At 52.5% G+C, this 23,944-nt stretch carries 19 protein-coding genes; 16 read left to right on the top strand and 3 right to left on the bottom strand.

The window, feature by feature from the left end; all coding sequences use genetic code 11:
* Positions 1–70: 70 nt before the first annotated feature.
* Positions 71–1,186: an alanine dehydrogenase gene (gene ald / locus MUB23_RS17145; protein ID WP_244801975.1), complete on the bottom strand. Its 1,116-nt coding sequence runs from the start codon at positions 1,184–1,186 to the stop codon at positions 71–73.
* A gap of 291 nt (positions 1,187–1,477) precedes the next feature.
* On the opposite strand from ald, the gene MUB23_RS17140 reads away from it, so the two are divergent.
* The 9 genes from MUB23_RS17140 to MUB23_RS17100 all read left to right on the top strand — a co-directional run bounded on the left by MUB23_RS17140 (position 1,478) and on the right by MUB23_RS17100 (position 12,679).
* Positions 1,478–2,338, top strand: coding sequence for a MurR/RpiR family transcriptional regulator (locus tag MUB23_RS17140; RefSeq protein ID WP_244801974.1), 861 nt, complete (start codon positions 1,478–1,480; stop codon positions 2,336–2,338).
* Between the two features lie 579 nt (positions 2,339–2,917).
* Entirely contained in the window at positions 2,918–4,603 is a 1,686-nt protein-coding gene (locus MUB23_RS17135) for an ABC transporter substrate-binding protein (protein WP_244801973.1), read from the top strand.
* A gap of 48 nt (positions 4,604–4,651) precedes the next feature.
* Positions 4,652–5,701, top strand: a complete 1,050-nt coding sequence (locus MUB23_RS17130; protein WP_244801972.1) for an aminopeptidase — start codon at positions 4,652–4,654, stop codon at positions 5,699–5,701.
* Positions 5,702–5,832: 131 nt separating this feature from the next.
* The gene (locus tag MUB23_RS17125) at positions 5,833–7,275 is read left to right on the top strand and encodes a PucR family transcriptional regulator (RefSeq protein WP_244801971.1); all 1,443 of its coding nucleotides are present in this window, start codon (positions 5,833–5,835) and stop codon (positions 7,273–7,275) included.
* 55 nt (positions 7,276–7,330) lie between these two features.
* Complete coding sequence (locus MUB23_RS17120) at positions 7,331–8,563, top strand: M20 family metallo-hydrolase (RefSeq protein ID WP_244801970.1); 1,233 nt, start codon at positions 7,331–7,333, stop codon at positions 8,561–8,563.
* A 191-nt stretch (positions 8,564–8,754) separates the two neighbouring features.
* Complete coding sequence (locus MUB23_RS17115; RefSeq protein WP_244801969.1) at positions 8,755–9,771, top strand: ABC transporter permease; 1,017 nt, start codon at positions 8,755–8,757, stop codon at positions 9,769–9,771.
* 4 nt (positions 9,772–9,775) lie between these two features.
* A complete protein-coding gene (locus tag MUB23_RS17110) occupies positions 9,776–10,678 on the top strand; it encodes an ABC transporter permease (RefSeq protein WP_244801968.1) in 903 nt (300 codons plus the stop codon).
* Positions 10,679–10,680: 2 nt separating this feature from the next.
* Entirely contained in the window at positions 10,681–11,691 is a 1,011-nt protein-coding gene (locus MUB23_RS17105) for an ABC transporter ATP-binding protein (RefSeq protein WP_244801967.1), read from the top strand.
* Entirely contained in the window at positions 11,684–12,679 is a 996-nt protein-coding gene (locus MUB23_RS17100; RefSeq protein ID WP_244801966.1) for an ABC transporter ATP-binding protein, read from the top strand. Before MUB23_RS17105 ends, MUB23_RS17100 begins: the two co-directional genes overlap by 8 nt.
* Positions 12,680–12,732: 53 nt before the next feature.
* On the opposite strand, the gene MUB23_RS17095 is transcribed toward MUB23_RS17100, so the two are convergent.
* Positions 12,733–13,194 carry a signal peptidase II gene (locus tag MUB23_RS17095; protein ID WP_244801965.1) on the bottom strand — a complete coding sequence of 154 codons (462 nt, stop codon included), beginning with the start codon at positions 13,192–13,194 and terminating at the stop codon, positions 12,733–12,735.
* A gap of 172 nt (positions 13,195–13,366) precedes the next feature.
* On the opposite strand from MUB23_RS17095, the gene MUB23_RS17090 reads away from it, so the two are divergent.
* The 3 genes from MUB23_RS17090 (at position 13,367) to MUB23_RS17080 (ending at position 16,185) form a co-directional block, all read left to right on the top strand.
* The gene (locus MUB23_RS17090) at positions 13,367–14,020 is read left to right on the top strand and encodes a TIGR01906 family membrane protein (RefSeq protein ID WP_244801964.1); all 654 of its coding nucleotides are present in this window, start codon (positions 13,367–13,369) and stop codon (positions 14,018–14,020) included.
* 157 nt (positions 14,021–14,177) lie between these two features.
* The gene (locus MUB23_RS17085) at positions 14,178–14,318 is read left to right on the top strand and encodes a hypothetical protein (protein WP_244801963.1); all 141 of its coding nucleotides are present in this window, start codon (positions 14,178–14,180) and stop codon (positions 14,316–14,318) included.
* 181 nt (positions 14,319–14,499) lie between these two features.
* Positions 14,500–16,185: a GGDEF domain-containing protein gene (locus MUB23_RS17080; RefSeq protein WP_244801962.1), complete on the top strand. Its 1,686-nt coding sequence runs from the start codon at positions 14,500–14,502 to the stop codon at positions 16,183–16,185.
* A gap of 43 nt (positions 16,186–16,228) precedes the next feature.
* Here the strand turns inward: MUB23_RS17080 and MUB23_RS17075 are convergent, their stop codons facing one another.
* The gene (locus MUB23_RS17075) at positions 16,229–17,008 is read right to left on the bottom strand and encodes a polysaccharide deacetylase family protein (protein WP_244801961.1); all 780 of its coding nucleotides are present in this window, start codon (positions 17,006–17,008) and stop codon (positions 16,229–16,231) included.
* A gap of 192 nt (positions 17,009–17,200) precedes the next feature.
* Between MUB23_RS17075 and MUB23_RS17070 the strand changes: the two genes are divergently transcribed.
* The 4 genes from MUB23_RS17070 to MUB23_RS17055 all read left to right on the top strand — a co-directional run bounded on the left by MUB23_RS17070 (position 17,201) and on the right by MUB23_RS17055 (position 23,782).
* Complete coding sequence (locus tag MUB23_RS17070; protein WP_244802093.1) at positions 17,201–18,580, top strand: APC family permease; 1,380 nt, start codon at positions 17,201–17,203, stop codon at positions 18,578–18,580.
* Between the two features lie 27 nt (positions 18,581–18,607).
* Positions 18,608–19,876 (top strand): M18 family aminopeptidase, encoded by a 1,269-nt coding sequence (locus tag MUB23_RS17065; RefSeq protein WP_244801960.1) that lies wholly within the window; start codon positions 18,608–18,610, stop codon positions 19,874–19,876.
* Positions 19,877–20,210: 334 nt separating this feature from the next.
* The gene (locus tag MUB23_RS17060; protein ID WP_244801959.1) at positions 20,211–22,061 is read left to right on the top strand and encodes an NAD(P)-binding protein; all 1,851 of its coding nucleotides are present in this window, start codon (positions 20,211–20,213) and stop codon (positions 22,059–22,061) included.
* A complete protein-coding gene (locus tag MUB23_RS17055) occupies positions 22,055–23,782 on the top strand; it encodes an NADH-dependent [FeFe] hydrogenase, group A6 (RefSeq protein WP_244801958.1) in 1,728 nt (575 codons plus the stop codon). The genes MUB23_RS17060 and MUB23_RS17055 overlap by 7 nt, the downstream gene beginning before the upstream one ends.
* The last annotated feature ends 162 nt before the right edge of the window (positions 23,783–23,944 follow it).

Here is a 23,944-nt window from a genome sequence, read left to right as displayed (position 1 = left end):
AGGAGGAGCAAAAAATACCTTATCGCGCGGAGCGCGGCTATGCGGAACAGATTAGAAATGAAAGCGAAGTTTAGCCAATCAGGCCGTGAATGTCAGTAAATTCGTCCTGGAAGCTGTCCGCCACGTTCCGGCAGGTCAGCTTGCCTGCGTACGTGTTGATCCCGGAGAAGATCACCGGGTTCTTCCGGCAGGCGTTTTCCAGTCCGGCGCCGGCGATGCTCAGGCCATAGCGCAGCGTGGCGTTGGTCAGGGCTGCGGTGGAGGTGCGGGGAACCGCTCCGGGCATATTGCCGACGCAGTAGTGAACTACGCCGTCCACAACGAAAGTCGGATTGTCGTGATACGTCACTTTGGTGGTCTCACAGCACCCGCCCTGATCCACGGCTACGTCCACGATCACGCTGCCGGGCTTCATCTCGGACAGATAAGCTTTCTTGATCAGTTTGGGAGCCGCCTTGCCGGGGATCAGGACAGAGCCGATGACCAGGTCGGCCTTTCCCATCTGGCGGCGGATCTCGGCGTCCGTGCTGTAAAGAGTCTGAATCCGGGAACCGAAAATGTCGTCCAGATAGGCCAGGCGGGCGATATTGATATCGGTGACCGTTACATTGGCGCCCATGCCTACGGCGATTTTACAGGCGTTGGTTCCCACTGTGCCGGCGCCCAGGACCAATACGTTTGCTTTGGCTGTGCCGGGCACGCCGGAGAGCAGGATGCCGGATCCGCCGAAAGGCTTCTCAAGGCATTTTGCGCCTTCTTGGATGCTGAGACGCCCGGCAATCTGGCTCATTGGCGCCAGCAGCGGGAGACTGCCGTCCCTCTCGGTCAGCGTCTCGTAGGCGACCGCCTTGACACCGGATTTTAGGAGCGCATTGGTCAGCGGCCGGTCGGCGGCCAGATGGAGATACGTATACAAAATCTGGTCCTGGTGAAAATACGGATATTCCTCCGCCAACGGCTCTTTCACCTTGACCATCATGTCGGAACAATCCCAGACTTCTTTCGCGGAGGGGAGGATTCGGGCTCCGGCCGCGGCATAATCCTCGTCGGTAAAACCAGAACCGGCCCCGGCGCCGGTTTCCACCGATACCACATGCCCGTGCGCGGCATAAGCGGCCACATTATCGGGAGTCAGGCCAACGCGGAATTCTTTGCTCTTGATTTCTTTGACACATCCTACTTTCATGGTTACCCCTCCTGGCTTTCTTTTATGTTTTGGATAATAATATTCATTTATTTTCGTTTATGGAAAATATTATCCATTTCTTGCGGCTTATAATAGCACAATAGAAAGGGAAATGCAATAGCAATTTTAGAAAAAAATAAAAATAATCAAAATGATTCAAAAATATAGATTTTAACAAGAACGTTATCTAATAATCAAACGGAAAGAATTCCGATCTTTCGTTGCAGTTTTTATGTTCTTCATGTTATACTAATTTTCATGGCAAGCAGCCGGAAAGCGAGAAATAGAGACATGAAGGTACTGAGGGAAGCACTGAAAAAAGACGCCTTGACTAAAACCGGAAGACAGATTGCGGAGTTTGTTTTGGATCATTTTTCCGAAGCCTGTTTTATGACCTCCACGGATATTGCCGTTAAATTAAATGTCAGCGAATCCTCCGTAATCCGTTTTTCCCGTTCTCTCGGCTACAGCGGTTTCATGGATTTTCAAAAGGAGCTGAGGAAAAGTTACCAGGAGGAAGTGGTCAAGCTTTCCAGTAATATCACGATCCCTTCCGAGCGGCTGATCCGGAGCATGGAGAAGCGGGAAGAGACGGATGTGGTGGAAGACCATTACCGGATTACGCTGGACAACTTGCAGTCTGTTTTGCAGAACAATCCGCAGGTTACCTTTGAGAAAGCGGCGCAGCGGATTGTGGATAGCAGGAGAAAATATATTGTGGCGTCCCGCGCCAATACCTGTGTGGCAGATTATATGCTGCTTTTATTAAAGCATATGCTGCCGGATGTGACGGCCACCAATTATGGGGCGGTCAATGTCATTGACCATATGTGCGATATCACCGGAGAGGACTGCGTGATCCTTTTCAGTTTTCCCCGCTATTCGGAGATCGACCGGGCGGCGGTGGAGATGGCTTATGAGGCCGGCGCGCCGGTGATTGTCTTTACCGACAAGTCCAGCGCGAAGCTGGCTCAGTATGCCGATATCTTATTGTTGATGGATGTGGACAGCAATACATTTTTCAATTCTTATGTAGGGGTTCAATTCGCCATGGAGCTTCTCTGCGCAAAGATCAGCGCAAAGATCGGCTGCTCCAATGAGGACAAGCTGAAAAAAATTGACCGGTTCATCGGGGGTCTGGGAATCTATTAGGCGACTGAAAAACAGAATAGAAGAGGTTTTTAAAGGTTTCAAACGTGCAGGCAGGTCCGGCGGTTGAAACCTTTTTTGTTTCACAGGGAATTCCTTTGGAATTCCCTGTGAAACAAAAAACGCTCCGCTGTGGAGGCGCACTCCGCGCAAAGGAAAATGGCTGCTGACGCAGCCGCGCTCCGGCGCGGGTGTGCGCAAAGCGCACACTTTGTTCATTGGAAAAACGCCTGCTAACACAGAAAACACTTTGAATTACAGGGGATTTTTCGAGTAAATCAAATGTAAGATGTTAACGGTGAAAAAAATAACAAAAAATAATGTCTTATCAAAAATAAACAAAAAATATTTTTGAATTTGTTCTTTTTTGATATTGAAACTAGACATATTTATCAGATAAGATTGGGACATAGCAAGAAGAGATGAAAATATCGATAAAACATTTGAAAGGTACATACAAAATATCGGAAAGAAGAAAATAGACAATTTTACATAGATCGGCAATATGAGGAACGGACAACAGCACACATACACGAAATAACCGAAAAGGTTAAATGATAAAGAAACAAGGAGGGAAATTTATTGAAGAAGAGATGGAGTATCGTGTTGTGTATGGTGATGATTCTATGTAGTATGTCAGCCTGCGGAAAATCAGATGCCAATGCAACGACTGCAGGCGAAAGCGTCTCCCAAGCGTCCCAGGCGGCGGAATCAACAGCTGCCGGCAACCAGGGGAGCGGCGCGACTCTGACGGCAGGCATCTCAGGAACACCGGATTTGGATCCTGCGATTGCAACTTCCACGTCCAGCCTGATTGCCATGGTGAACTTGTATGATACCTTAGTCTATCCCACCGCGGACGTCGTGGAACCCCGCGTGGCGGAAAAATGGGAGATCAGTGAAGATGGATTGACCTATACGTTCCACCTGAAAAAAGGAATTTTGTTCCACGATGGCTCCGAGCTTTTGGCCAGCGACGTGGCGTTTTCCATGAACCGGCTGCTCACAATCGGAGAAGGAATGGCCTATCTCTTTACGGATTCCGTGGATCAGGCCGAGGCGACCGACGACTATACGGTGGTCTTCCATCTGAAACAGCCCTTCGGACCGTTTTTGGATTCGCTGGTCCGCCTCTATATCGTCAATGAAGAAGTGGTGATGGCCAATAAAAAGGACGGCGTCTACGGGGAAGCCGGCGACTATGGAAAAGCCTATATGGTATCCCACGATGCCGGTTCCGGCGCATATCAGGCGGTTGAGCTGGTTCAGCAGGATTACTTCTTAGCAGAAAAATACGAGAACTGGTTTATGGGATGGTCGAATACGCAGGCCCCGGAGTCCTTTAAACTGATGGAGATTACCGAAGCGGCCACGGTCCGCACCATGGTGAGCAGCGGCGAGCTGGATATCACAGACCAGTGGCAGAGCACCGAAACCCTGACCGCCCTGAGCAAAATCGACGGGGTAAAAATCGGAGAATTCTCCTCTTATAAAATGTACAACTTGTATTACAACACCCAGCTGGCTCCGATGGATGATCCGAATTTCAGAAAAGCTATGAGCTGCCTGGTCGACTACGATATGATCTGCAAGAGTATTTTCGTCGATTCGGTCAGAGCTTCCAGCCCGGTGGTTTCCAGTGTCCAGGGAGCTTCGGAGTCCTTCCAGTATTCCTACAGCCTGGATCAGGCGAAGGAATATCTGGCGGCATCCAAATACGCAGATACCTATCAAGACTATACCGTAGAAATTCTCTGTAATTCCGATGTGGCAGATCTGGAAAAAATCGCGCTGATGATTCAGTCGGCCGCGTCTGAAATCGGACTGAACATTGAGATTTCCAAAGCGCCGTGGGTCTCCATTGTGGACCGCGTCGGACACAAAGACACGACTCCCCACATGTTGATGATCTGTTCCAACCCGATGTATAACGACGCCGGATGCTACCTGGAATCCCGCTATCATTCCAAGAATATCGGCACCTGGGAGCAGGGCGAATGGCTGAACAGCAAAGAACTGGATCAGATGATCGAGGAAGCGATGCGAATTGTGGAGCCGGAAAAACGGTATCAGGCATATGGAGCGATCCAGGATAAAATTGTAAAAGACCTCTGTCCGACCGCTTACCTCTGCGAGTTCACAGAGCGGATTGCCTACCAGGCCAACAATGTGAAGTGGCCGGCGATGGAAAATACCGCAGGCGGAGAAATCCCCAATGCCTTGGACGGCTACATGTATGTATTTGCCGATATGGCGTTTACCAAGTGATCCACCATCTACGGATGGAGAATATCATCATTATAAGGAGGTACATCTATGTACGAATACGAATTGCCCAATGCCTGTCTAAAGCTGCTGCGCGACATGTTCCATCTGCAGCCCGGCGAGTCCATCGCCATCACCTGCGATACGGAGTCCAGCATGGAAATCGTAGAAGCAACGGCGCAGGCTGCCGTAATTCTGGGAGCGAAACCCTTGGTCTTTAAGATTGCGGCTCCCGCAGGCGGCAAGGCCGGCGATAAGGATATGCCCATGGAGGCTCTGATCAATGGAATCAAGGCGTGTGATGCGTGGGTCGAGTATAACACCAAACTGATTTTCTACTCCACCGTATACGATAAGATTATTGAAGATCCCAATAACCGCCCCCGCTACATGAACCAGAACGGCGTCCATCCGGAGCTGCTGGTCCGCAATATCGGCAAGGTAGACAATATTCTGCTGAATAAATTTATCATGGCGATGACGGATGCGACGATCAATGCGAAACATATGCGCGTGACGGCTCCCAATGGCATGGATATTGAGTTTGACAACGAGCCCGGCAGAGAATTCTTGGTAGCCGACGGATTCGTAGGCAAAGGCGAGATCAAAATGTTCCCCGGCCAGATTGCCTGGGCGCCGAACTTCGAGAGCATCAACGGCACGATTATTGTGGACGGAACCCTGTCTCCGCCTTTAGGCGCAGTCAAGAGCCCGGTGAAATTTACGATTGAAAAAGGCGAGATCGTGAAGATTGAAGGCGGAGCCGACGCGGCGGCCTTCGAAGAGTGGCTTCGCGCATTCAACGATCCGCAGATGTTCCGGGTAGCCCATCTGGCCTATGGCTTTGGCCCGAATGCAAAACTGTCCGGCGATATCGTCGAGGATGAGCGTGTTTGGGGCTGCACCGAGTGGGGCTTCGGCAATGTGGGCGGCTGCCTGGTATCCGATATCGGCGAGCTGGGCATTCCCGGCGCCTGCCACTCCGACGGCATCTGCCTGAACTGCAGCGTATGGCTGGACGGCGTACAGGTTCTGGATAAGGGCGTAGTGGTAGGGCCGACTCCGGAAATCGTACAGCTGGCGAGAGATCTTGGAAAGTGATTGGTGATTGACTGAAAAGTAGGGGGGAAGGATCTTGGTTTTCCGTGGAAAAAATCTGTGGATGCGGGTCCTTCCCCCAATTTTACTCAGGAAGCCTTCGGGCAGAGACCCATGGGAAGAGGGTATGGTAGTTGGAAGTAAACGATTTTTTAAAGATACCGTCTTTGGGGCAGAGCTATATCACAGCAGGTCATGACGGCATTTTTAATATTATTAAGAAGATAGAGGTAATTGAGGAACCCTATCCGGCCATTCGCGATTTTTTGGTTCCGGGCAGTTTTTTTCTGACCACTTTCTGGTGCATGCGGAGTGATAAAGAAAACCGGATCCAGATGGTGAGGGAAATGATCGAATGCCGCTGCGCCGGGCTGGGAATCATGCCCGCGCCGAATCTGGGAGGCACGATTGATGAAGAAATCATTGCCCTGGGAAACCAGCACGGATTTCCGGTTATTTACATCCCGGAGGGAACCGGATGGGGAAATATTATCTCGGAATATGGTCTATTGGCTCACAATCTTTTTTCCCCTGCCGCCAATCAGCAGATGACGGATGTTCTGAATCTATTCACAGAATTCCATGCGGAGGAGGATATCGGCAATTTTTGCCGCAATATGAGCCGTCTCTTGGGCGTCCCTTTGATCGTCAGCACGGACACGGTTTACAGCAGTGACCAGCAGGATATGAACGTGGCCATGATCATGGCGAAAGTTCAGTCTGTCTGCCAGCGAAATATAAAGTCTTTTGTCTCCCCCATCACCATCCGGATCGACGACAATCACTCCGTAGTGGTGCATTTTGGGAAAAAGGCTCTGGTAATCGCCTATACGGTTAGCCGGATGCTGGACAGCGAGACTTTTCAACTGTTCTATAAAATCGCACCGGCAATGGCGAAAGAACTGGATAAGTATTGTACCAATCCCTACAGCATCAGAGGAAAACACTTCATCGGCGACCTGGGGGATAAGCCTATGCACTATGTGCTTTTAAAAAGGAAAAACCTCCGGCAGATCGAGCGGGAGCTGGGACATCCTTATATTATATATGAAAGAAATGATTACCTGAACTACTGTATCATTTTAATTCCCGATGAGTTTAAGAAAGGGAGCGAGGTGTATCCGCTCTACCGGGAAATGATGGATCAGACCCAGCCGGAACTTTTTGTTTTTTCTCAGGTCAGCATGGAGAAAAGGAAACTGATCGCGAAGCTGGAGTCGATCAAGTATATGGTAAGTACGCTGGCTTATCTGGAAGGGATGTATTCGGTGGACGAACTCCCCCTTCTCTATATTTTAGCCTTCGCGCCCCTGGAATACCGGAAGCATCTGTTCGGGGAAAGCGGGACCAGCGAGCTGTGGGGGGATGACAAAGGCTTTTTGGAAACGCTGCGCATGTATATTCTCATTCGAAACGTCATGGATGTGGGAAATCTTCAGGGAATCCATCCCAATTCAGTGAAGTACCGCCTGAAAAAGATGCTGTCCCGGTTCGGGTACCGGGAGGAGGATATGTTGGGAGATCTTTCCTATATCGAATTGCTGATGCAGCTGGAGGTTATGGCAACGGAAAATTAAAGAACGCTGCGCATCAAAAAATATTTCTATCATGTAGTTTAGGAGGAAATGAGATATGAGTCTGAGACAAGAGTTGAATGCAATGGTGGAAGCGCGGATGGAAGACATGGCGGCCGATATGATGGAGATGAGCCGGATTCCCGCCGTTAATCCCAGGATGAACGGCGCCGGAGAGTATGCCAGAATGCAGTGGCTGCAAGCGTATTTGAAAAAATACGGCATTCCCTTCGATGTGATCGAAGTCCCGGACGATGCGGTCAAGGAAGGCGTCCGCCTCAACTTAGTGGTGAAGCTTTTGGGCACGGAAGATCCGGAAAAAACGCTCTGGATCATCGCTCATGTGGATACGGTTAACTCCGGCGACCTGGAGAACTGGAATACCGATCCTTTCCAGCCGGAACGGATCGGGGGAAGGATTTACGGCCTCGGCGTGGAGGATAACAGCCAGGCGGTCATCACCGCGCTGCACACCTGCCGCCTTGTCATGGAGAATAAGCTGCAAACGAAATGCAGTCTGGGTTTTATCTTTGCCAGCGATGAGGAGACGGGCAGCGCCTACGGGCTCCATGCCCTCTTAGACCACGGGGTGTTCTCCCCGCGGGATGAAGCGATCGTTCCGGATGCCGGAAGCGCGGATGGTTCTTTCGTAGAAATCGCGGAAAAATCCCAGGTATGGCTGAAATTCACGGTCACCGGAAAGCAGGCTCACGCCTCCATGCCTCAGCTGGGAATCAATGCAGCTTCCATCGGCATGCACCTGGGGGTGGAGCTGGAGGATATGCTGAAACGGGAATTTAACCAGGAAGATCCGCTTTTTAACCCTCCGTACTCCACGTTTGAGCTGACGCAGAAATTCGTCAATGTAGACAGCCCCAATGTGATGCCGGGCAAGGACGTCTTTGTCATGGATCTGAGAATCCTGCCTTGCTACACGGTGGATCAGGTGATGGAACGGATCTATGCCGTGACAAAGCGGTATGAGGAAGAGCGAAAGGGAGTGACGGTTCAGGTGGAATTTATCACCCGCGTGGATGCTCCGGCGCCGACACCTTCGGATTCCGATATCGTAACCCGTCTGGTGGCCTCCATCCGGGAAAACGGGGTGGCAGCTTATTACGGAGGCATCGGTGGAGGTACCTGCGGCGCCATTCTTCGGGCCCACAATATTCCGGCGGCCGTGTGGTCCACACTGGATGAGCTGGCCCATCAGCCCAATGAGTACGTGGTGGTGGAGAATCTTGTGAAGGATACCAAGGTTTACCTGTCAACGATCCTGAAATACTGTTAAGGATCGGCGGAAACTTTCTCCCGTTCTTGCCCGGAAACCGTCCCCTGTTTTCGGTCCGGACTGGGAAGTGGATGAATGCCGTCTGCATTTACGCTGATTCCTTAAAAACGTGTAGATGCAGGCGGCATTTTCTTTTAGAGGCAGGAGAAAGAAATCGCCTGCCTGTTTATGGAAGGAGGAAACTGCCTGCGATGTTAAAATACATCATAAAACGACTGCTCCTGGGGGTTTTGGTCTTGTTCGGAACCTCAATTTTGATCTTTGCCATCGCCCGCGTCGTTCCCGGCGATGTGGCCACGATCGCTCTGGGGAGCCGCGCCACCGACAGCGCGAAAGAAGCGCTGCGGGAGGAACTATATCTCAACGACGCCCTTCCGGTTCAGTATGTGAAATGGCTCCGCGACGTCCTGCACGGAAATTTCGGGAATTCCTTTATCACGAAGCGCCCGGTCAGCGACGACGTGAGGCAGTTTCTGCCTGCGACGGCGGAGCTGGCGCTGGTCTCCGGGATCTTTATGATTATCGGCACTTTTGGTCTGGGCCTATTGGCAGGCAGATATAAGAACACCTGGGTGGACGGGGTCATCCGCGTGTTGTCCTACGTGGGAATTGCACTGCCGGCTTTCGTGGTGGGGACGTTTTTGCTGCTTCTTTTCGGCTATGCGCTTCCGATTTTGCCGGTGTTGGGGCGTCTTTCCACCGGGGTGACGGCGCCCCCGGATATCACGGGCCTTTATATCATCGACGGGATCATCACCGGTAACTTTTCCGTGGCCTGGGACGCCTTCCTTCATCTGCTGCTTCCGGCCTTTGCACTGGCATTGGGACCGCTGGTGCAGGACGCCCGCGTGCTGCGCTCGTCCCTGGTCGACAATTCCCACAAGGAATATATGCTGGTTTCCACGGGATACGGTCTTCCCGGCAGCCTGCTGACCAGAAAATACCTCCTGAAGCCTTCGGCTACCTCCGCGATCACCGTCATGGGAATGGATTTCGCCTCACTGCTGGGGCAGGCGTTTCTGGTGGAAAAGATCTTTAACTGGCCGGGCATTTCCCGTTATGGGATCAACGCCATGCTGAACAAAGATCTGAACGCGATCTGCGCCGTGGTCTTAATTATCGGTTTATTATTTTTCATTGTCAATCTGGCGGTGGATCTGATCATCTCCGCCCTGGATCCGAGAATGAGGATAGGAGGGAGCAAATAGAACGATGCAGGAAAACGAACTGAAAAAAAAGAAAAAGGGAATTTTCTCCCCGTCCACAGTGGAAAACCTGAAAATTTACCGCTATAAATTCAGCCGGAACAAACTGTCGGTGGTGGGATTTGTCTTAGTCTGTATCTCTGTCTTTTTTGCTTTGTTTGCCCCATATATCGTCCCTCATCCAGAGCACATCGGAGCTTTCGTGGACTACGCCAATGCGGGTCAGGCTCCGGGAGCCGCTTATTGGTTTGGCTCGGACAACATGGGCAGAGATATCTTCTCCCGTGTCATCTACAGTTTCCGCGGCGCGCTTTTGATGAGTATTGTGGTTTTGGTGATCGCCGTGCCGGTGGGAACGATTCTCGGTCTGATCGCCGGGTATCATCACGGGACTTGGGCGGATACGATCATTATGAGAATCACCGACGTGTTCCTGTCGGTCCCGGCCCTGATTTTGGCTCTGTGTATCGCTTCTATATTAAAGCCCAGTATGATGAACTCCATGCTGGCGGTGACGATCATGTGGTGGCCCTGGTATACCCGGCTGGTCTATGGCCAGGCGTCGTCGGTATCCGGGGAGTATTTCGTGAAAAACGCGGAGCTGGTGGGAGCGTCTAAGCTTCACATTATGCTGAAAGAAATCCTGCCGAATTGCCTGTCCCCGATTTTGACCAAGATGGCCTTGGATGTCGGCTGGGTGATCCTGATGGGAGCGTCCCTTAGTTTCGTGGGGCTGGGCGAGCAGCCTCCGACTCCTGCGTTCGGGCAGATGATCTCCGACGGCGCTGGCTATATGCCGGATCTGTGGTGGATGACGATTTTCCCTGCGATCGGAGTGGCGTTTATGATTCTTGGCTTCAATTTCCTCGGCGACGGGATTCGGGATATGTTTGACAAAGGAGGGCACTGATATTGGATGGCAGAGTATTGAACATCGAAGATCTTTCGATTTGGTACAAAACGTATCGAGGCCACTCCAAAGTGGTGGATCACATTGACCTTTTTGTGGACCGGGGCGAGAAAGTCGGTCTGGTCGGGGAATCCGGCTGCGGAAAGACAACGACGATGAAGACCATCCTGCGTGTCATTGACCCGTCCATTATTGATATTCCCAACGGAAAAATCGAATTCAACGGGAAATCGGTTTTAGGGATGAACAAAGAGGAATTGCTGGAGTTAAGGCGAAAAGGGGCCTCCATGATTTCCCAGTCCCCCATGTCGGCCTTGAATCCGGTGTTCACGATTGGCCAGCAGTTGATGGACATCATCAAATATTCCGGCCAGTATCCAGGCGCTTCCAAGCAGCAGATGGTGGAAGTGGCAAAGGAAGCGATCACCAGCGTCATGCTTTCCGACCCGGAGCGGATTATGGAAAGCTATCCCCATCAGCTGTCGGGCGGGATGCGGCAGCGTATCTGTATCGCCTCTTCCCTGGTGACCACACGGGATCTTTTAATCGCGGATGAGCCCTGCACCGCCCTGGATGTGACGATCCAGGATCAGATTCACCGGATGCTGCGGGAACTGGTGGAGGAAAAGGGGCGTTCCCTGATCATGATCACCCACTCTCTGGGCGTGGCCAGGGAACTGGTGGACCGGATTTATATTATGTACGGCGGCAATATCGTGGAGAGATGCCGGACCAAAGATCTGTTCCGGAATCCGTCCCACCCTTATACGATTGGTCTGATGGAATGCGTTCCAAGACTTTCAGGGGGCGGGTTGTCCGCCGGAATCTACGGCTATGTGCCGGACTATGTCAATCCTCCGGAGGGCTGCCGGTTTTGTCCGCGCTGTAAGTTTGCGACGGAACAATGCAGGACGATGCGGCCGCCCCATGTGGAGATCGAGCCGGACCATTTTGTAAGCTGCTTTCAATACGCGAAGACGGCGGGGGAAGGAGGCGCGGCAGGCCATGAGTAAAGACATTTTAACGGCGAAAGACCTGAAACAATACTTTCCTGTTGGAAAAGACCGTTTTGTGCGGGCAGTGGACGGCGTGAATTTTACGATCCAGGAAGGCGAGGTCATGGGACTGGTGGGAGAGTCCGGTTCCGGAAAGAGTACGATCGCCTATACGGTGATGGGGATGTATCAGCAGACCGGGGGCGAGATCATTTTTAACGGAAAGACCATCACCCCGAAGACAAAAGGCCGCTCCAAAGAGTTCCGCCGGGAGGTCCAGATCGTATTCCAGGATCCGGGTTCTTCCCTGAATCCCTATCAGGACGTGAAGCAGATTTTAAGCCTTCCTCTGAAAGTACACAACATTGTCCCGAAAAATGAGATTGAGGATAAGATCCTGGAAATCCTGGAGATGGTGGAGCTGCCGCCGGACTTTATGTACAAATCGCCAGGCTCCATCGGAGGAGGAGAGCGCCAGCTGGTATCCATTGCGCGGGCGCTGTGCAGCAACCCGAAATTTATTATATTGGATGAGCCGACCTCATCTTTGGATGTGTCCATCCAGGCAAAGATTTTGAATATGCTGATGAAGCTCCATGAAGAGCAGAAGCTGACCTACCTCTTTATCACCCATGATATGGGGGTCATGCGGAATGTTTCGACAAAGATTGCGATTATGTATCTGGGAAAGATTTGTGAGATCGCGCCGACCAAGACATTTTACGAAGCGCCCCTTCACCCGTACACCCAGATGCTGCTGTCCGCGATTCCCGTGATATCCGAGGAGGAGGAGGCTTTAAAGCCGAAGCGGATCCGCTGTGAAGGCGAGATTCCATCCCCAGTCAATCTTCCGAAGGGGTGCAGTTTCCATACCCGCTGCATGTTTAAAAAGGAAATTTGCATGAGGGAAGACCCGGTCATGAAGGAAGTAGAGCCGGGACATTTCGTCCGTTGTCATTTGTGTGATCCGGACGCTCCGGCAGGGGAAAAAAAGCCAGGATTGTAGGAACAAAAGAGGCTGCCGTGAAAATGGTCTTTCATTTTGCGGCAGCCCCGTCTTTATCTTTTCCCTTTTCCAAATTGGCCGAGAACGGCCAGAAAACAGCCGAGGAAGATGCAGAGATCTCCCAGATTAAAAATCACGTTGCGGATGGGCTTTCGATGGAATTTCAGGTAATCCACCACATAGCCCCTTTTCCAGTGGTCAAAAATGTTGCTGGCGGCCCCACCTAAAATTAGGGCTCCGCCTATCTTTTCCAGACTGCCGCCGTATCCTTTCTTAAACAGCACCGGCAGATACCAGATCAGGGTCAAAAAACCGGCGCAGGATGACAAGACGGCGGCAAGCTTTGGTTTCTTGTCCATGAGGTTCATCATCATGCCTTTGTTGTGGCTGCGGCAGAGGGTGATTTTTCCACCGGCGATATCTTTGGGAAGCTGGCCTTCTGGCTGTGCTTCGATGCCGGCCTTTAACGCCAGATCCAGCGCAAAGATCCCGGCAAGCAGTAACAGTTCGATCATATGGCAATCCTCCTTGATCAACAATCGAAAATAGCCTTGTTTCTCTAATATTTTAACATAAATCAGAAGAGAACGCCATGCTTTATCGACAAAAGGCCAGAAAAGTGTTATGCTGATTAAGATTTCTTAATGGATGCCCGGAAAAAGGGCAGGATCAAGGAAAGGAGTTTTTATGCAGGAAAAAAAATACCGCATGGGACAATTGGTTCTGGGAGTCGTTTTGATGCTGTTTTTCATTTCGTTTTCCGTCACCGTGACGCTGAATTTCCGCCCTCTCTATCATTGGGATATGAAGGCGATGAACCTGTCCGCCGTCTCCGGTCTGACAGAGGAGCAGATTCTCCGCAATTACGATACACTGATCGACTATAATAATATCTGGGGGCCGGACACGCTGGAATTCCCGGATTTGGCCATGTCGGAAAGCGGCCGGATTCACTTTGAAGAGGTGAAACGGGTTTTTTCCGTATTTGAATGGATGGTTCCGGTGACTTTAGTGTTGGGGGTTGCCGGAATCTGGTGCTTCCATCAAAAAAAGCAGTTCCTCTACCTAAAATACACGGCGCTGCTCTCAATCCTGGTTCCCGCTGCAATCGGTATTGCGATGGCTGTGAGCTGGGATACGGTTTTTGTTACCTTTCATAAAATTGTATTTAGGAATAATTTATGGATTTTCGACGCCCGGACGGATCCGGTTATCACAATTTTGCCCGATACATTTTTTCTTCATTGCGCAATCCTGATTATAGCCGGTGTATTGATTGGCAGCGGTATATGCTGTATCTTGTATTTGAAAAAAAGAAAAGAGACAGAAATAGTAGTTTAAACAGAAAAAAGCTGGCAAAATTTCCGGTTGCAGACTCGGTTTTCCCCCAGAAAAAGACAGAAACAAAACAAAGTGGTCGAAAATTGTCGACAAAAAATAATGGAAAAACAACATTAGGTTTGGTATGATGTTCTGGGAGAACAAAGGAGGAAAGAGCATGAACCGGGAAATTGAAATCGAACGGCTGGAAAGGGAAAATAAACGGCTGCGAGATACTATCCGGCAGTTAAATCAGACTTTGAACCGCATGATTGAAAAGTGTGTCATGCAGGAAAGGATAGAAGAGAGGAAGCAGTAGACTTTCCTGGAACTTTTGAGAGTCGGAGATTTGTTTGTTGGTGGTAAAAAGCGTCAGGGTGAATTACGCCCTGACGCTTTTTACTTGGATGACGGGAACTTTGAAAAACAGTTGCTTCCTGTAAAAAATTCCGATATACTGAACACACAGGCTGTTAATGCAAGCGAAAGTGTGGACGTGTATGGCGGTAAAGAAAAACTGGGTGGACCGAGGGATCATTTTGGCAGCGATCCTCCTTTTTGCCATTTTGTTTGGCGAGAGTCTGGCGGCAGGCTCCCCTCTCCCGGATTTGCCGGGCGGCGGTTCTCTGGAAAAGTGGGAGCAGCCCTGGCGCCAAATGACGGACAGCGGTGAGAAAAGGATTACGGATTATCCTTACTATCCGGAAACGGAAGAAAAGGCCCTAACTGTGTACAATCAAGTGCCCAAGATCGGGGACGGGGAGTGGATGGTCCTGCGGAATGCGTATCAAACAGTGCGCGTGGCGGTGGATGGAGAAACGGTTTTTCAATATGAAGGAGGCTTCGTCGGCAGCCGGCGGCCGATCACAGGATCTTTTCTCTGTATGGTTCCGTTAAAAGCCGAATACAGCGGGAAAACCATTTCCGTGGAGTTGACCAGCCCGGACGGAGCCGCGCTTCAGGTGGCTTCTCCGATTCGAATGGGAACGGCGGCGGAGATTCGTTTCACTGTCTTTCAGAGCAATCGCGGCGTGCTTTTATTTTCCGTTGCGATGGTGATTTTGATGCTGATATCCTTTGGGATATATCTCTTTTCCCGGCGCTATGAAAACCGCCGGGATTATCAGAGCTTTCTCTTTTTGGGGATTTTTATTCTGCTTGCTATGATTTGGGTGCTGACGGATTCCACATTGGGATTTTTACTGTCAGTGAATCCAGCCTTTATCTTCTTGGTATCTATGGTATGTTTTCAATTACTCCCGGTCCCTTTTTTACCTGTGGTTTGGCAGAACTGCGGGTGGGACGGCCGGACGCTCCGGCTGCTGCAGCGCCTGTTTTGGGCAAATTGCGCGGCGCAGGGGCTTCTCTACTTTTTCGATGTATTCAGCTATCCCAGGATGCTGCCTGTCACCCATATTCTGTTGGTGCTGACCATTTTCTATCTGCTCTGGCGGCTGGTCAAGGATGTGAAAGAGAAAGCTTCGGCCAGCGCCAAAAATCTGCTGGGGATTGTGGGGATTTTTTCCGTGTTCGGCCTGGCCTCCCTTTTCATCTTCAGTTTGGGCATGAGAAAAGACAATTCCAAACTTTTCCGGTGGGGGCTTCTCATTTTCGTCGTGCTTTTATTGGGAGAAACCTGGTCTAAGCTGATTCGCCTGGTGCAGGAGCGGATTCAGATGGAAGTATATAAGAAGATGGCCTACCAGGATGTTCTGACCGGTTTAGGGAATCGAACGGCTTTTGAAGAAAGGATCGAGGAACTGGAGGAGAGCCTCGCTGCCGGGAGTCTGGTTTCGCTGGCGATGCTGGATCTGAACGGATTAAAGCAGGTCAACGATACCGGCGGACACCGGGCCGGGGATCAACTTCTGCGGGATATCGCCGGCTGTCTGCGGCGGGCTTTTGAAGGCATGGGGGAGTGTTACCGGATCGGCGGAGATGAGTTTGCGGTGCTGTTTCCGGGGACAGAAATGACGAATGATACCTGCCGGACCATGGTGCACCGGGAGCTTGCGCGTTTTCATGAGGAGACGGGAAGAGAACTTTCCATATCCGGAGGCTGCGTCAGCAGCCGGGTGGAGGAAAAAGGAAAATTCCGGATTTCCGGAATGATGGAACAGGCGGATGCCTTGATGTACGAAGAGAAGAGAATGTTTCATGGCAGCCGGGACGGAGAGGGGAAATAGTCCTTGACTCCGCCCCGGATTCGGGTGCGCTCAGGCAGAGCGTTCAGGTTTTCGGGATTTGTTTTCCGGTAGGGTCAACGGTGGCTTCCCCACTGTGCAGAAGCTGGGAGATCGGGACCAGCTCATAGCCCTGGGCCTCCAGCCCGGTGATCACGGATTCCAGGGCTTCCGCGGTATAAGTCGCTCCGTTGTGCATCAGGATGATGGATCCGTTTGCCAGATTTTTGTGGTTGCAGACGGTTTTGATGATCGAATCCACCCCGTAGTCTTTCCAGTCCAGACTGTCCACGTTCCAGAGGATACACTGATAGCCGAGGGAGTTGACGGTGGTGACCAGCTTATCGTCGTAATCGCCGTAAGGCGCGCGGAACAGCGACATTTCGACTCCGGTCAGTTCCTTTACTTTTTTATGTACGGACTGGACTTCTTCCCGGATTTCTTCTTCGGTCAGTTTGCTCATCTCTTTGTGATTTTCACTGTGATTTCCCAGATCATGGCCCTCGGCCGCGATCATTTTTACATTTTCCGGAAAGCTGTCCACCCAGCCGCCGGTCATAAAAAAGGTAACTTTGACATTGTGCTTTTTTAAAATTTCCAGGATTTTTGCAGTGTCTTTGTCACCCCATGCCGCGTCGAAACTGAGCGCAATCTGTTTTTTGTCGGTATCCACGGAGTAAATGGGCATTTCCTTGCCCAGCATCACGCTGACCGAGGCCATCACCGAAGGCCAGTAGGAAAAGGCTTGGGAAAGAAGCCCGGCCAGGAAGAGGAGGAGAATCCCTCCAAGGAGAAAGTGCTTTTTCCGTTTGCTTTTTTGTTTCATTTGGTTTTGCTCCTGCTGTTTGTCACTAATATATGCGAAGGCCTATCCCCTTCATTCCCAATGGGAGCAATATCCAGTTGCTCCGGGAGGTTTTCGCATGATACAATACGGATGTCGTACTGTATCTGATAAAAATGTAACGAAAGGAGTTAAAAGCAGCGAGTGAGACAAAATACGAATGACAAAAAAATTATGTGGTATGGTCTGGCATTCATGGCGTTCTCCACGGTCTGGGGTTTCGGGAATGTAATCAACGGATTTTCCGAATACGGCGGCCTGAAGGCGATCGTGGCCTGGATCCTGATTTTTGCCATTTATTTCGTGCCCTACGCGCTGATGGTCGGAGAGCTGGGAAGCGCTTTTAAAAGCGCCGGCGGAGGGGTAAGTTCCTGGACCCTGCGGACGATTGGACCCCGGATGGCGTATATGGCCGGCTGGACCTACTGGATTGTCCATATGCCCTATATTTCCCAGAAGCCGAACGGGTCCCTGATTGCAGGAAGCTGGGCGATCTTCCGGGATAACCGAATCAGCTCGATGAATACGATGGTGCTGCAGGCCGCGTGCCTGGTGCTGTTTCTGTTTGCCATCTTTGTCGCGTCACGAGGCCTGAATGTGCTGAAAAAACTGGCGACTCTGGCCGGCTCCATGACCTTTGTGATGTCGATCCTGTTTGTGCTGATGATGATTGCGGCGCCTTCGATCACGGGCGCATCGACGCTTTCGATCGACTGGTCCTGGAAGAATTTCCTTCCGGCCTTTGACAGCAAATTTTTCCTGAGTCTTTCCATTCTGGTTCTGGCCGTCGGCGGCTGCGAAAAGATTTCCCCATACGTCAATAAGATGAAGAACCCTTCGCGGGATTTTCCAAAGGGAATGATTGCCCTTGCCATTATGGTGGCAGTCTGCGCCGTGCTGGGGACTGTGGCTCTGGGAATGATGTTCGATTCGGAAAACATTCCTCCGGATCTGATGACCAACGGAGCCTATTATGCTTTCCAGCGTTTGGGGGAATACTACCATGTAGGGAATTTCTTCGTGGTAATCTACGCTCTGACGAATCTGATCGGGCAGTTTACGGTCATGATTCTTTCCATCGACGCGCCTTTGCGGATGCTGCTGGACAATGCGGATGAGAACTATATTCCGAAGTCCTTGCTGAAGCAGAACCGCCATGGTACTTATGTAAACGGGCATAAGCTGGTCTTCGCCATCGTCTCGGTTCTGATCGTCGTGCCTGCGTTCGGGATCGACAGCGTGGACGTTTTGGTGAAATGGCTGGTGAAGGTGAATGCGGTCTGTATGCCTCTGCGGTATCTGTGGGTGTTTGTCGCCTACATTGGCCTAAAGAGGGCGGGAGATAAAATCCCGGCGGATTACCGGTTTGTAAAAAATAAAAAGCTGGGAATCTTTTTCGGCGCCTGGTGTTTTGCTTTTACGGCGTTTGCGTGTATCTTAGGAATTTACTCCGAAGATCCGTTTCAGTTGATTCTCAACATTGTGACACCATTTGTGTTGATTGGTCTGGGCTTTATCCTGCCGATGGTCGCAAAACGCTCCCGGCAGGCGTAGGCGGACCGGAAGAAGGAGGAGTACAGGATGTATCAGGAAACATCAAGGGAATTGCTGCGGTTTATTGAACAGAGTCCGAGTCCTTTCCATGCGGTGGCTTTCCTAAAGGAAACGCTGATCCAAAATGGATTTCAGGAGCTGCCGGAGGAGGATCGATGGCAATTAAAATCCGGGGGGCGTTATTTCACCACCCGGAACGGCTCCGCTCTGATTGCTTTTTCCCTGCCGGAGGGCGAGTGGAACGGGTTTCGGATCGCGGCGAGCCACAGCGACTCTCCCAGCTTTAAGATTAAAGAAAATCCGGAGATGGAGGCGGAGGGGCACTACGTCAAGCTCAATGTCGAGCGGTACGGCGGAATGCTCTGCGCCCCCTGGTTTGACCGCCCCCTCTCCGTGGCCGGCCGGGTGGCCGTAAAGGAAGGCGGGAGAGTGACGGCAAAGCTGGTCAATGTGGACCGGGACCTGCTGATGATACCGAATCTGGCGATTCATATGAACCGTCAGGCCAACGAGGGATATTCCTATAATGCCCAGAAGGATCTGCTGCCTCTCTACGGAAGCGCCGCCGCCAAGGGAACCTTTTTCCGTGTGGTGGCGGAGGCGGCCGGGGTCCGGGAAGATGAAATCCTCGGACATGATCTGTTTTTATACAACCGGCAGAAAGGAACCATCTGGGGAGCGGAGGAAGAATTTCTCTCCATCGGCCGGCTGGACGATCTGCAATGTGCCTTCTCGACCCTAAAAGGATTCCTGGCCGGAGAAAAGAAGCGGTACGGAGCGGTTTACTGCGTGCTGGACAATGAGGAAGTGGGAAGCGGCACCAGGCAGGGCGCTGCCTCCACTTTTTTGAAGGACGTGCTGATGCGCATCTCGTTCTCCCAGGGCGGCGGCATGGAGGATTATCTGCGCCGGATCGCCGCCAGCTTCCTGGTCTCAGCGGACAACGCTCACGCCGTACACCCCAATTACGGGGAGAAGGCGGACCCGGTGAACCGTCCGTATCTGAACGGCGGCATCGTGCTGAAATACAGCGCGAACCAAAAGTATTGTACCGACGGCCTTTCGGCTGCTGTGTTCAAAGATGTCTGCCGGGAAGCCGGGGTGCCGTTCCAGGTGTTTACCAACCGTTCGGATCTGCCGGGCGGCTCCACGCTGGGGAATATTTCCACCTCCCAGGTGGCGGTCAGCGCCGTGGATATCGGCTTGCCGCAGCTTGCGATGCACTCGCCTTATGAGACGGCGGGGACCATGGATACGGTCTATTTGATCCGCGCGGCAAAAAAATATTTTGAATAGGGAAGATAGAAGCAAGGAACGCGTTTTCAGTGGGAAATTCCGCAGGAAACGCGTTCTTTTTCTTGACAAGAATCGCCTAGATGTTATAATAAAAAAGACTGGTTAGTCAGGATATTGATAAGAAAATTCTATTTATTCAATTTTTTCATGGTGGCAGGCCGCAAATCTCCGGACAGTGAGAATCGATGGAAGAAATTGCCGGATAGAAGCAGCCTGTTTTTTTACAGCAGAATTGTTTTAGCTGATGACCGGGCGGATAAGCAAAAGTTTCGCATTCCGCAGCGGGAGACGGCTATTGCGATCATAGACCTTTTATGAATCAGAGGAGGAAGCGATGAGTAGACTGAGGATTTCAACGCCGGATGAGGCACAGCTCACCATGGAGCACCTGTATCTGGACCTGGAACGGCACATTGCGGCCAGCGCTCCAGGACTCTGTCCCGTGGATCTGCAGATTTCCTTTCTGCGCCTGTGCCACGCCCAGTCCTGCGGGAAATGCGTCCCCTGCCGGGTCGGTTTAGGGCAGCTGCAGCGACTGATGACCGATGTCCTGGAAAACCGGGCGACGCCCCAGACGTTGGATTTGATTGAGCAGACGGCGAGGAACATTGAGGCGTCTGCGGACTGCGCGATCGGTTACGATGCGGCGAGGATGGTGCTGAACGGCCTTTCAGGATGCCGGGAGGATTACCTGTCCCATATCCGCCGGGGCCGCTGCGCAGCCGGAATCACCCAGCCGGTTCCCTGTGTGGCGCTCTGTCCGGCCGGTGTGGACGTGCCTGGATATATCGCACTGGTAGGAGAAGGCCGTTATGCGGATGCAGTGCGCCTGATCCGGAAGGACAACCCGTTCCCGACGGCCTGCGCCATGGTGTGCGAGCATCCCTGCGAAGCCAGGTGCCGCCGGAATATGATCGACAGCGCCGTGAACATCCGCGGCATCAAGCGCGTGGCGGTGGATCATGCCCACGCGGATACCGTATTGGTCCCGTCCAACGAGCCCTCCACCGGCAAGCGGGTGGCCATCGTCGGCGGCGGTCCCAGCGGACTCAGCGCGGCCTATTACCTGGCCCTGATGGGGCACCGGGTGGATCTGTATGAGGAGAAGCCCCATTTAGGCGGCATGCTCCGCTATGGAATCCCCGCCTACCGGTTTCCGAGAGAACGGCTGCAGGAAGATATCGACGCGATCCTCTCCACCGGAATTGAAGTACATATGAATGTGAACGTAGGAAAGGACGTTACGATCCGTGAGCTGCACGAACAGTTTGACGCGGTTTACGTGGCGATCGGCGCCCAGACCAATAAAAAGGTCGGCATTGAGCCGGACGGGAAGGTGAGAGAGGGCAATGTGATCTCCGCCGTGGAGATGCTCCGGGATGTGGGCATGGACCGTCCCATCGACTTGAAGGGAAAACGGGTGGTGATCGTCGGCGGCGGAAACGTGGCCATGGACTGCACCCGCACCGCCATCCGTCTCGGCGCCTCTCAGGTCATGGTGGCTTACCGGCGGCGCAGAAACGATATGACGGCCATGCCGGAGGAAGTGGAAGGAGCCATCGCGGAAGGCGCTGAGCTGATTACTTTGAACGCGCCTTTGAAAATAGAGACCGACGAAGAGGGAAATGTGGCTGCGCTTTGGGTACAGCCGCAGATCTGCGGCGCCATGGATTCCCAGGGACGGCCCCGTCCGGTCAATTCCCACGAGGAGCCGGAGCGGATCCCCTGCGACGTGGTGATCACAGCCATCGGCCAGGGCATTGAGACCGCCCACTTTGAAGAGTTCGGACTGGAAGTCAAATGGGGCGTTTTGCAGACGGTGGACGAGAGCCTGGAGGGCGATATCCCCGGCGTGTTTGTCGGCGGCGACTGCGTGACCGGACCGGCTACGGTGATTCGGGCCATTGCGGCAGGGAAAGTGGCGGCCGCCAATATTGACGAGTATCTGGGCTTCCACCACAATATCAGCTGCGACGTGGAGATCCCCAACGCCAACCTGGCGGATAAGAAACCTTGCGGCCGTGTGAATCTGCGGGAGGTCGGCACCGGCGAGAGGCGCGGCAGTTTCGAGCACATCGAAAAGGGCATGACCGACGAGGAAGCAGCCCAGGAGTGCGGACGCTGCCTGCGGTGTGATCACTTTGGCTATGGAATCTTGAAAGGAGGCCGGAATTCCCGATGGTAAATCTGAAAATTGACGATAAGAAGGTGAAGGTTCCGGAGGGAACAACTGTGATGGAGGCAGCCGCCTCCATGGGAATCCGGATTCCAAGCCTCTGCTATTTAAAAGAAATTAACGAGATTGCGGCTTGCCGCATCTGTCTGGTGGAACTGGTTGGCAAGGACAAGCTGATCACTTCCTGCAACAATGTGGTGCAGGAAGGCATGGAAATTTACACCAACAGCCCGAAGGTGCGCTCTGCCCGCCGGACCAACATCCAGCTTTTGCTGTCCCAGCACGATAGCCGCTGCGCGATCTGTGAGAGAAGCGGGAACTGTAATCTCCAGCAGATCTCCAATGATATGGGGATCGTTTCCAATCCGTTTCCCGATGACTGGAACGTGGAGCCCTGGCCCGCGGATTTCCCGCTGGTGCGCCATTCCCAGAAATGTATCCGCTGCATGCGCTGCGTCCAGGTCTGCGATAAAGTCCAGGGGGTCGGCGTTTGGGACATCGCCAATACCGGCGGCCGGACCACAATCGGGGTTTCCGGGATCCGGAAGATCGAGCAGTCCGATTGTGTGCTCTGCGGACAGTGCGTGACTCACTGCCCGGTGGCCGCGCTGCATGCCCGGGAGGATTGGCAGCAAGTCATCGACGCCATGGCGGATCCGGAGAAGATTACAGTGGTACAGATCGCTCCCGCGGTCCGTACCGCTTGGGCGGAAGGCCTCGGCATTCCCAGGGAAAAAGCGACGGTGGGACGCCTGGTGGCGGCTCTGCGCCGTCTGGGATTTGACTATGTATTTGACACCACGTTTTCCGCGGATCTTACGATCATGGAGGAGGGAAGCGAGTTCCTCGCCCGCTTTGACGAGATCAGGGAGAGCGGAAAACCTATGTTTACCTCCTGCTGTCCGGGCTGGGTGCGCTTCGTGAAGTCCCAGTACCCGGATATGGTGGAACAGCTTTCCACTGCAAAGTCGCCGCAGCAGATGTTCGGTACGATTGCAAAGACCTACTATGCGAAGCTGTTGAATGTGGATCCGAAGAAGATTTACTGCGTTTCCATTATGCCCTGCGTGGCAAAGAAGCATGAGGCGGCGATTCCGGTGATGAACGACGGAGGCGCCGGTCCGGATGTGGACTGCGTTCTGACGACCAGAGAGCTGGCCCGAATGATCCGCGCCGACCGCATCATGGTGGAGGCTTTGGAATCGGAAGAATTTGATCTGCCCTTGGGCGTGGGAACCGGAGCCGGCGTGATCTTCGGCAGCACAGGCGGCGTGATGGAAGCCGCCCTGCGTTCGGCCTATTACCTGATTTCCGGTAAGAACCCGGCGCCGGACTCCTTCCGGATTATCCGGGAGCCGGAAGGCTGGCGGGAAGGCGAGTTCAATATGGCCGGAACCAAGGTAAAGGTTGCCGTGGTCAGCGGTCTGGCCAATACCAGAAAACTGATCGAAGCGCTGCGCCACGGCGAGGCCCGGTATGACTTTGTGGAAGTGATGGCATGTCCCGGCGGCTGTGTCGGCGGCGGCGGACAGCCGATCCACGACGGGGAAGAGCTGGCGGAACTGCGAAGCCAGTATCTCTATGAGCTGGATCAAGAGAGCCCGATCCGGTTCTCCCATGAGAATCCGGCGATCACCCAGCTGTACCAGGACTTCCTGGAAAAACCCATGTCCCACAAGGCCCATGAACTGCTGCACACGGACCATGAAGCCTGGCAGATGGGGAGATAAGAAGAGAAAGCGGAAAATCTCCGGAGGGGAGAGATTTCGGAGAGAATCAGGCTGTATCCGCAAGTCTTGAGGGAGCCTGTTAAGAAAATTTTTTAGATTTGTAGGAAGCAGCGTAATGTACGAGAGTATGTTATGCTGCTTTTCTTCTTCGTAAAAAGTGGC

It is taken from the genome of Cuneatibacter sp. NSJ-177, assembly GCF_022867805.1.
In the GTDB taxonomy this organism is placed as follows: domain Bacteria; phylum Bacillota; class Clostridia; order Lachnospirales; family Lachnospiraceae; genus Pseudolachnospira.
This window is presented reverse-complemented; position numbering and strand designations above follow the sequence as displayed.